At 59.1% G+C, this 9,298-nt stretch carries 9 protein-coding genes and 1 pseudogene; 6 read left to right on the top strand and 4 right to left on the bottom strand.

The features are described 5' to 3' along the window. The 4 genes from BMW66_RS19165 to BMW66_RS20445 all read right to left on the bottom strand — a co-directional run. The coding region (locus tag BMW66_RS19165; RefSeq protein ID WP_139196309.1) for a transposase at window positions 1–265 on the bottom strand (265 nt) is incomplete at its 3' end. Between the two features lie 130 nt (window positions 266–395). Beyond that, complete coding sequence (locus tag BMW66_RS19170; protein WP_175483331.1) at window positions 396–752, bottom strand: RidA family protein; 357 nt, start codon at window positions 750–752, stop codon at window positions 396–398. A gap of 561 nt (window positions 753–1,313) precedes the next feature. Next, entirely contained in the window at window positions 1,314–1,892 is a 579-nt protein-coding gene (locus tag BMW66_RS19175) for a helix-turn-helix domain-containing protein (protein WP_093120758.1), read from the bottom strand. Window positions 1,893–1,954: 62 nt separating this feature from the next. Next, the gene (locus BMW66_RS20445; protein ID WP_175483330.1) at window positions 1,955–2,221 is read right to left on the bottom strand and encodes a hypothetical protein; all 267 of its coding nucleotides are present in this window, start codon (window positions 2,219–2,221) and stop codon (window positions 1,955–1,957) included. Between BMW66_RS20445 and BMW66_RS19180 the strand changes: the two genes are divergently transcribed. From BMW66_RS19180 to BMW66_RS19210, 6 genes and pseudogenes are all read left to right on the top strand, one after another. Beyond that, window positions 2,220–3,200, top strand: coding sequence for a TRAP transporter substrate-binding protein (locus tag BMW66_RS19180; RefSeq protein ID WP_217639352.1), 981 nt, complete (start codon window positions 2,220–2,222; stop codon window positions 3,198–3,200). The genes BMW66_RS20445 and BMW66_RS19180 overlap by 2 nt on opposite strands. Next, complete coding sequence (locus BMW66_RS19185; protein WP_093120759.1) at window positions 3,200–3,769, top strand: TRAP transporter small permease subunit; 570 nt, start codon at window positions 3,200–3,202, stop codon at window positions 3,767–3,769. The genes BMW66_RS19180 and BMW66_RS19185 overlap by 1 nt, the downstream gene beginning before the upstream one ends. A gap of 10 nt (window positions 3,770–3,779) precedes the next feature. After that, on the top strand, window positions 3,780–5,405 hold the full coding sequence (locus BMW66_RS19190) for a TRAP transporter large permease (protein WP_175483332.1): 1,626 nt from the start codon (window positions 3,780–3,782) through the stop codon (window positions 5,403–5,405). Window positions 5,406–5,428: 23 nt separating this feature from the next. Beyond that, complete coding sequence (locus BMW66_RS19195) at window positions 5,429–6,070, top strand: glutathione S-transferase family protein (RefSeq protein ID WP_093120762.1); 642 nt, start codon at window positions 5,429–5,431, stop codon at window positions 6,068–6,070. An 11-nt stretch (window positions 6,071–6,081) separates the two neighbouring features. Further along, window positions 6,082–8,187, top strand: coding sequence for a molybdopterin-containing oxidoreductase family protein (locus BMW66_RS19200; RefSeq protein ID WP_093120764.1), 2,106 nt, complete (start codon window positions 6,082–6,084; stop codon window positions 8,185–8,187). A gap of 772 nt (window positions 8,188–8,959) precedes the next feature. Further along, a pseudogene (locus tag BMW66_RS19210) lies at window positions 8,960–9,298 on the top strand (integrase core domain-containing protein); the annotation flags it as partial.

Here is a 9,298-nt window from a genome sequence, read left to right on the forward strand (position 1 = left end):
TCACCTCAGGCGATGTCGCCTGACGCGCTGTGTCGCCGGAAAGACGACGCTTTCCAGCCTCAAGGAATTCCTTCGACCAAGTGTAATACAGGCTGTCAGAGATACCCTCGCGGCGACATAACGCCGAGATGCTTTCCTCCCCGCGCAATCCGGCCAAAACAATGCGGATCTTCTCCTCCGCCGAGTAGGTCTGGCGGGTCTTGCGGCGGATGTTTTTGACCAGCTTGTCAGCTGCGTCTTTCGATGTTCCGGGCTTCTTGTTCATCTTCGCTCCTTAAACGCTATGATGAACCAGAAACCCTCCGTTGTTCAAATCCTCAAATCTGTCCCAAAGGTGCTGACGTCAGACAGCACCGACCATCAGCGCTTGGAAAAAATGGCGAGGATGAGGTGCCTCAGGCCGGGTGATAGACGAGGAATTCGATCTCGACCACCGCGCCCGGCACCATCAGCGCCGAGCACACGGCGGAACGGGCCGGAGGATGCGACGGAAAATAGCTGCCATAGACCTTGTTGAAGGCTCCGAAATCGGCGGTGTCGGTCAACCAGATCGTCGCCTTGGCGACCCGAGAGAGATCGGACCCTACCTTTTCCAAGAGCACTTTGGCGTTCTCGATGCATTGCCGGGTCTGCGCCTCGACCCCGCCGTTTACGATAGTGCCGTCAGTGCCGAACCCGAGCTGCCCAGACAGAAACAAAAATTCACCGGCCCGCACCGCCTTCGATAGCGGCACGCGCGTTCCGTCGGGCATTTTCACTTCTCCACCTATTCTTTCTATCGGCATTCGAGGCCTCCTGAATTTCGATCGGATGATCCCTTGTTTTCAGAATATCCTTACGAGCACAAGCACATGTCCAAGAGCAAGCTCGCCTGCGCGGTATGCGGCGGTTATCCGACCGCTTCGGCCTCTCCCTCAAGGTGGGCTTTCCCATCTTTCGCGTGGGCAGCTGAGGCAAGCTGCGGCGCAGCACGATCAACCTGGGCCGCTTATTAGGTCGTCCAGCGTTTGCGACAGGATTGCTCCAGCTCGGCCACGAGGGTGCCGGGCTCGAAGCTCTCAGGCGTCAGGACAGAGACTCAACTGCCTTCCTACCAGCTAGCGCAAATGCGGCGACTATCGCAGTTGTCGAGATCGCCGTCGTGAGTTATTGGCTGGCGGGAAAGTTTGTGTCGGGCGCAGACGCTTCTCGACTAAATCGCCAAAACACTCGGTAAGACAAAGTCCTTCGTCTACAGTTACAACCTCAACAAGGGCGATAACCGCATGCGGGCCTGCCAATTTCGTCTGATGGCCGGACGATTGGTAGCTTACTCAGCTCATATGGGATCCGTCGAAAACGATGATCAGCACTTCGCTGCGCTCGGCGATGCTCTCAATCTCATGTTGATAATGGCCGGGAAACTCGAGGTAGTCGCCCGGATTCAGCTGGACCTCATGACTGCCGACCTGCACTCTTAAGTGCCCGGACAAAAGATAGAGAAGCTCGTGCCCCGAATGGAATGCGGAGTTCGCCCTTCGGCTGCTGCGGGGAATTGAAACGATGAAGGTTTCATGTCCGACATGATCTCCGGCAGACCCGCTCAAAAAGAAGAATTCGTAAGGTCCCGCACCATCTTCGACGCTACGTGACTTCGCCTCGCCGGCCCGTACGAGATGAAGATCCTTTGCCGAACCGTCCTCGCCCAGCAGATGACCAACGGTGGTTTGCAATGCCCGGGCCAACCTCATGAGCGAGGCGATAGACAGGGATTTCTCGCCCCTTTCGAATCTCGATAGGTGTCCGCTGCTCATCCTCGAGGCGGCCGCGACCTGTTCGAGGGTCATGTTCTTCCGGCGCCTGAAATCTCTTGCGCGCAGCCCGGCCTGGGCTCGCTCTTGCGGTTCGTCCATGGGGTATCCTGAGATGAGTCGATCTAGTTTGGACGCAAGCGTTCCCAACTGTAAAGCTTATCTCAAATCATTACGAACTTCCGTTGCGAATAGAAGTTGACACATGACCGCCCAATGGACAACCCTTTGCCCAACGGCAGCTTCACCCATAGGCTGCGGCTGCCGACATTCGCCGATAAAGGCGCAGACACGGTCGCAAGCACCGACCGAAACCAACGGGGGTTTTCCATGAAGCGACGTAATTTCATCAAGGCAGGAGCAGCGGCGCCAGTTGCCGCATTGGCGACACCGAGCATCGCAAGAGCCCAAACAAAGGTGCAGTGGCGCATGCCCACCTCCTTTCCGACGGGCCTGGCCACGATTCACGGAGCCGCGGAATTCCTTTCCGAGCGGGTCGCCGCCCTGACCGACAATGGATTTAAGATCGACGTTTATGCGGGCGGAGAACTAGTGCCACCGCTCGGCGTTCTAGAATCGGCTCAGACCGGTACGGTGGAATGCGGCTTCACTGCGGGGTTTTATTACATCGGCAAGATGCCCGCCCTTGTCTTCGACACGGGCGTCCCCTTCGGGATGACCCCACGCATGCACACCGCCTGGATGCGGACTGGCGGCGGTCTTGAATTGATGCGCGAGCTCTATTCAGAATTCAACGTCGTGCAGTTTCCCGCGGGGGCAACAGGCGCACAGATGGGAGGCTGGTTCCGGAAACCCATCGACACAGTCGAAGATCTCAAGGGACTGCGCATCCGCGCAGCGGGATATCTTGGCAACATCTACGCCGACTTGGGTGCGGTCCCACAGCAGATTCCCGGATCAGACCTATATTCGGCGATGGAACGTGGCACATTGGACGCGGTAGAATTTGTCGGCCCCTACGACGACGAGAAGCTCGGGTTCAACAAGGTGGCGAAATACTACTATTCGCCCGGCGTACTGGAACTGAATGCCTCGATCGCGTTCCTGGCCAACGCCGACGCCTATGCAGATCTGCCAGATTCTTACAAAGCGGCTCTGCAATCGGCCTGTGCAGAAACCAACTCCAACATGCTCGCGACCTATGACACGCTCAATGTCCCAGCGCTGCGGCGTCTAGTGGCTTCCGGAATCGAACTACGCTCTTGGAGCGACGAAATCATGGACGCGATGAAGGCCAGCAGCGAGAAACTCTTGGCTGCGCAGGCTGCCGAAGACCCGCTGTTCAAACGCGTGCACACGGAGTGGAAATCCTACCTCGACGAGCAATTGCTTTGGAGCTCGGTCAATGACGGGGCAGCTCAATCCTATCTGATGAACAACCGCGGCTGATGCGTTATCTTGCGGCAATCGGTGGTGCGATCGACAGGCTCAACGCGCTTGTCGGTCGCGCCTCTGTTTGGCTCTTGCTGGCGGCGGTGCTCTTGAGCGCGGGAAACGCGATTGTGAGAAAGCTGTTCGCAATGAGTTCTAACGCCATGCTCGAGGCTCAATGGTACCTCATCGGAACCATGGTCATGCTGGCCGCCCCGTGGGTGTTGCAGCAGAACGCCCATGTCCGGATCGAAATCCTTTCCGCCCGCATGAACCGCAAGACCCGCACGGCCATCGAGTTGCTGGGGCATGTCCTTATGCTGCTTCCCTTTGCCGGAATCATGCTGTGGTTAAGTTTCCCTTATTTTGCCCGCTCCTTCCGCCAGGGCGAGCAATCGCTGAATGCCGGAGGCCTTGCAGTCTGGCCGATGCGCGGAATCGTGGTTTTGGGCTTTGGACTACTAACCTTGCAGGCCCTCGCAGCAATTGTCCGGGTAATCCGAGAGGGCGCGCCGGAAAATGGCGACGCGCGAACCGTAACGGAGAACGGCACCACCGACCAGACACATTCCAAGGGGTCTGCGTGACGGAATGCCGATGATCGAGCTTCTTGCTGCCAATCTTGCCCCGATCATGTTCATCATCGTGATGGGCTTGTTGATGCTTGGCTATCCTGTTGCCTTTACCTTGGCGGCGGGGGGGCTTGGATTTTTCGCCATTGGCGTCGGCATGTCGCAAATTTTCCCGGGCATCGTGCACCTGTCATGGCCCCTGCTTCAGGCACAGCCCGACCGGATCTTCGGGATCCTCAGCAACGACACGCTGCTCGCCGTGCCTTTCTTCACCCTCATGGGCGCCATATTTCAACGTACCGGAATTGCCGAGGAGCTGCTGGAGATCGTCGCGCGCCTTTTCGGGCGCGTACGAGGTGGGTTATGTTTCGCAGTGGTTCTGGTCGGCGCCCTGCTGGCGGCAACCACTGGTGTGGTGTCGGCCTCGGTCATGACGATGGGCCTGATCGCACTGCCGATCATGCTACGCAGCGGATATGACCCGCGCATCGCCGCCGGCACCATCGCCGCCTCGGGAACCTTGTCTCAAATCGTCCCGCCCTCGCTGGTGCTGATCGTCATGGCCGACCAAATGGGCGTTCCGGTCGGCGAGATGTATCGTGGGGCTGCCGTCCCCGCGCTTTTGCTTATCGGGATGTTCTGCCTGTTTCTTGCGGCGGTCGCAGTCTTTTCTCCAGGGCGGATGCCTGTGATGCGGGGCATGCATGCCGGATGGCGCGAATTTCTGGGCCTGACCGCGATGATGGCGTTGGGTGTCGGCGCGACTTGGCTCGGACATCGGGCGCTTGGCGCAGCCGCAACGACAGAACTCCGCATCGTGGGTGCGATGATGATCGGAGCCGCCGCAGCTGTGGTTGCCGCTGGTTTTCGGCCCCATGGAGATTTTGTGCGCCGCGCGATCATGGCGCTTGTGCCGACGCTTGGACTGATCTTTCTGGTGCTGGGCACGGTCTTTTTGGGCGTGGCAACGCCCACCGAAAGCGGTGCAATGGGTGCCGCTGGCGCGCTGCTTCTCGCCATGGCCCGCCGCCGAATTACCCTCCCGGCGCTGCGCGAGACGCTGCACCAGACGGCACGGCTGACCGTTTTTGTATTCTTTATCCTTATCGGCGCGCGACTGTTCAGCCTGACATTCTACGGCCTGGGTGGAGATGCCTGGCTGCACGACCTGCTGCTGTCGCTACCTGGCGAGAAGGTCGGCTTTATCGTTTTCGCGATGGTCGTGATCTTCATTCTGGGGTGTTTTCTGGACTTCTTCGAAATCGCGTTCATCGTGGTACCGCTTCTGCTGCCAACCGCAGTAGTGCTGAATATTGATCCTCTTTGGTTCGGCATCCTGATTTCCATGAATTTGCAGACCTCGTTTCTGACCCCACCTTTCGGGTTTGCACTGTTCTATCTGCGTTCCGTCGCGCCGCGGCCGGCCGGACCTTCGGCTCCACCCGGGGTCGATACCGCACAGATTTATACGGGCCCCCTACCCTTCGTGGCTCTGAATGTCGCTCTCATCGGTATCGTGATAGCCTGGCCAGAACTGGTGATTCTTGAACCGATAGCGACCGAAGGAACCGGCACTGAGTTGATCGCGCCCGCGGCCTCCGGCGGCACTGACGACTCATCCGGCGGCAATCTCAATCATCTTTTCGACTAGATCAGACACTGGCAGGCTTCACCATGACCACGAATAATCAAGCAGACCGCGACATCCTCATCTACAATCACCCTCTTTCGGGAAGTTGCCACAAGGTCCGTATGTTCTTGAACATGTTGGGGCTGCCTTTCAGGCTTGAACTCATGAACGTTCTGGAACATGCAAACCAAGCCGATTGGTTCGGTAGGCTCAATCCGCTCAGGCAAATACCGGTCGTCGTCGACAATGGAACCGTCGTCCAGGACAGCCAGGCCATTCTCCTATATTTCGCTCTCAAGGATGGGCCAGAGTGGGTCGATCCCACGCCCGAAGGTATGGCTGCGATCGCCGAATGGCTTTCCTATGCCGCCAAGGAAGTTTCCAACGGGCCTCAAATGGCGCGATTGTACCATCTCGCCGGGGAGGATATCGACATCCGCCGCGCTACCGCCGAGGGCGAACGCGTTCTGGCTCATCTCGACGCCCACCTCGCCCGCCATGACTGGCTATGCCTTGGTCGGCCAACCATCGCTGATATTGCGGTCTTTCCTTATGTAGGGCTGGCTCGAGCGGGAGAACTGTCCTTGGACGAACGCCCCTCGATACTGAACTGGCTCGAAAGAATTGCGGCGCTGCCCGGCTACATCTCAATGCCGGGCCTGCCCGCCTCCAAACCGAAACGCTGAAGGAGCGTCCGATGCCCCCGACTTCTGCGCCGCGCGTGATTAAGACCATGTGTCCGATGAATTGCCACCCGACGCTGTGTGGCATGAAGGTGACCATGACGCAGGAACAGCTGCTGTCCATTGAGGGTGACACCGAGAACCCCGACAGCCGCGGCTTTCTGTGCATGCGGGGGAAAGCAGCACATGAAATCGTGGGGAATGACCGCCGCCTGCTTGCACCGCGGATCCGAACCGACACCAATGCGGAAAATTGGCAGGCTGCCGATTGGGCCGACTCCTTGGATTTTGTCGCCCGGCACATGCGAGACGTGGGCCGGGACGCTGTCGGCATCTGGCAGGGTCATGGCAACGCGGTGAACGATTACGGCTTTGGCCTAAAGCGCGGGCTCGTCGAGCGCTTTGCCAATCTATACGGGTGCCACAGCTGGAATCCGGCAATGATCTGCTGGGGGCTGGGCGGCTTCGGCATCGGACTGACAGGAGCGCTCGAGACCTCCACCAAGGAGGACATGAGCGCTCATTCGGACCTCATCATCCTCTGGGGTGCGAATACCGTCAGTCAAGCCCACACGATCCGCCATGTCGAGGAGGCCAAACGGCGCGGGGCAAGGGTAGTGGTCATCGACGTCCGCCGAACCGAAGCCAGCGCGCTGGCTGATGAGGTGATTCTGGTCCGCCCCGGGTCGGACGCCGCGCTTGCCTTGGCCATGATGCATGTGATCGTGACCGACGGGACATGGCACAAAATATTCGTCGAGGCCCATACCGTCGGGTTCAACGCCTTGGTGCCACATCTTGCCGACAAAACACCGGCTTGGGCCGAAGCCGTCACCGGAGTCCCGGCAGAGCGGATTACAGCCCTTGCACGCAACTATGCGGCCACAAAACCCGCCATGATCGTGATCGGTGGATCGTCACTACACAAGGGTGGCAACGAATGGTACGCTGCGCGGGCGATCGCTTGCCTGCCAGGCCTGACCGGCAATTTCGGCATACCCGGCGGAGGGTTGGGCCCGCGGCACGGCGCACGCAGCCACGGAGCCGGGTTCGTCGATATCTCAGCACGCGACCGGCGAAAACCCGGCCCCTATATCCCGAACCAGATGGAGGCGATTATCGAAGGCCTTGAGGCCGGACAGATAAAGGTCCTGATCTCGATCGGATCGAATTTTCTGTCGTCCTTTCCCGATACCGACCGTGTTCGGGACGCGTTGAAAAAGACAGAATTGTTTGTCATGTACGACCTGTTTGAGAACCAATCTATCCGCGAGGCCGCCCATGTCGTCCTGCCCGGCACGATCTGGCTGGAAGAGATCGGCGCAAAAGCCACGAATTCGCATATTCATCTGTGCGACCGCGCAATGGAACCCGCGGGCCAAGCCAAGCCGCTGCAAGATCTTCTTCAGGGTCTGGCATTTCGTCTCGGCGTTGATGATGTCTATCCCTGGGTAGATGACGTCGAGGCCATCGACGCCGTGCTGGACCACCCCGCGACCGGCCATGTCACAGTTAAAAGGCTACGCCAGATGGGCGGCAGCGCGCCGCTTCGGATAAGCCATGTCGCGTATCCCACGCTCGATTTCGATACACCCTCAGGCAAGATCGAGTTTTTTTCGGAGCGGGCGCGCGGGATGGGCTTGGCTCCCTTGCCGCAAGCACCTAGTCAACCACTACGACCCAAGAGTAATACCGGCGCCGCAAACGACCCGCTGGTCTTGGCGCAGGGTCGCACGTTTGCGCATTTTCATTCGTTCTACGACCATGGGCGAGCATTGCCGACACTTGCCGCACGGGAAGTCTTCCCTGCCCTCTGGATAGCGCCCGCAGACGCAGAGAAACGTGGCATAGAAGACGGAGCTGAAATCGAGATCAGTAGTTCACACGGTAGTTTCCAAGCCACCGCGAAGTTAACTCGGCGTATCCCCGAAGGAACCGTCTGGATGCGTGACGGATGGCCAGGCTTCAACGCCCTGACCGACGGTACCGCTGTCCTGCCGAAAACCGCGCTAGACAGCTTCGCATTTTCGGTCGGACAATCGAACTTCGGCGCCAATGTCACAGTCGCTCCTATCAGTACCGAGGGTGGGTCAGGCCGAGGAAAGCACGCCTTAGGCTGAGAACTGTCGTAGGGCAGATATCAACTAGGCGTCCCACTTGATCTGGTAGAAGAAGTATACGCGCTTCCTGCTGAGGGGGGAGAGAACTGCTCCAGCAGATTCTCGGGCTGTGCCCTGAAGGCACAGTGCCAGATGCCAAGACCGTCTGGCTTTATCGTGAGGAGGCTCACACAGGCCCGCAGTGGTAGACGCTCTACAGGCGTTGTAGACGGGCTCAGGAGATATAGCTGAAAGTTGGTGATGGCCCCTGAGGGGCGGCATATCATGGCGGTGTTCACGCGCCGTCAATTCTCTGGAGAGAAAGGGATATGCCACATGACGAAGACTACCATCACGCCATTGCCTGATCCATCGGGATTTTCGCCCGATCCGCTGACGGATATCCTGCGCTCCGGCGCGCGTCGCCTGCTGCCGCATGAGTCGCGAGTCGCCGATCCCCGACACGGTGACGCTCCAAGTCCCGTTCCGCGTCGTGAAACGCGGCGGCCGAAAGGAGATGCAGCTCCCCGAGGGCGCCGCGCGGCCGAGCAGAACCGACGGCACGCTGGTCAAGGCACTGGCTCGCGCCTTCCGCTGGAAGCGTATGCTGGAGGCCGGCGAGTTCGCCACCATCGCCGAATTGGCCGAGTGCGAGGGCATCGCGCCTTCCTACATGACCCGCGTACTGCGCCTGACCCTGCTCGCGCCGGACATCGTCGAGGCGATCCTCGACGGGAAGCAGGGGCCGACGGTGACACTGGCGCGGGTGCTGAAGCCGTTTCCGGTGGAGTGGAATATGCGTGCTGAGGACGTAACAGACACGATCGAGTTGGCTCTGGCAGCATCAGGCTGCGACCAGGCCGTGGTCCGACACAAACCCCGTCTGCTCAGCGACAACGGATCCTGTTACATCTCTGGCGATCTGGCCAAATGGCTGGAGGATCAGAAGATGGACCATGTTCGCGGAGCGCCATTCCACCCGCAAACCCAGGGCAAAATAGAGCGATGGCATCAGACCATGAAGAATCGTGTTCTGCTGGAGAATTACTACCTGCCCGGTCATCTCGAGCGACAGATCGGGGACTTCGTCGACTACTACAATAACCAGCGCTACCACGAGAGCCTGAAAAAC

This window comes from Salinihabitans flavidus, assembly GCF_900110425.1.
In the GTDB taxonomy this organism is placed as follows: domain Bacteria; phylum Pseudomonadota; class Alphaproteobacteria; order Rhodobacterales; family Rhodobacteraceae; genus Salinihabitans; species Salinihabitans flavidus.

Coding starts and splice junctions, on each gene's coding strand:
- BMW66_RS19200 (WP_093120764.1), top strand. CDS start 6,082: ATGCCCCCGACTTCTGCGCCGCGCGTGATTAAGACCATGTGTCCGATG.
- BMW66_RS19185 (WP_093120759.1), top strand. CDS start 3,200: ATGCGTTATCTTGCGGCAATCGGTGGTGCGATCGACAGGCTCAACGCG.
- BMW66_RS19180 (WP_217639352.1), top strand. CDS start 2,220: ATGCCCACCTCCTTTCCGACGGGCCTGGCCACGATTCACGGAGCCGCG.
- BMW66_RS19195 (WP_093120762.1), top strand. CDS start 5,429: ATGACCACGAATAATCAAGCAGACCGCGACATCCTCATCTACAATCAC.
- BMW66_RS19190 (WP_175483332.1), top strand. CDS start 3,780: ATGATCGAGCTTCTTGCTGCCAATCTTGCCCCGATCATGTTCATCATC.
- BMW66_RS19175 (WP_093120758.1), bottom strand. CDS start 1,892: ATGGACGAACCGCAAGAGCGAGCCCAGGCCGGGCTGCGCGCAAGAGAT.
- BMW66_RS20445 (WP_175483330.1), bottom strand. CDS start 2,221: ATGCGCCACTGCACCTTTGTTTGGGCTCTTGCGATGCTCGGTGTCGCC.
- BMW66_RS19170 (WP_175483331.1), bottom strand. CDS start 752: ATGCCCGACGGAACGCGCGTGCCGCTATCGAAGGCGGTGCGGGCCGGT.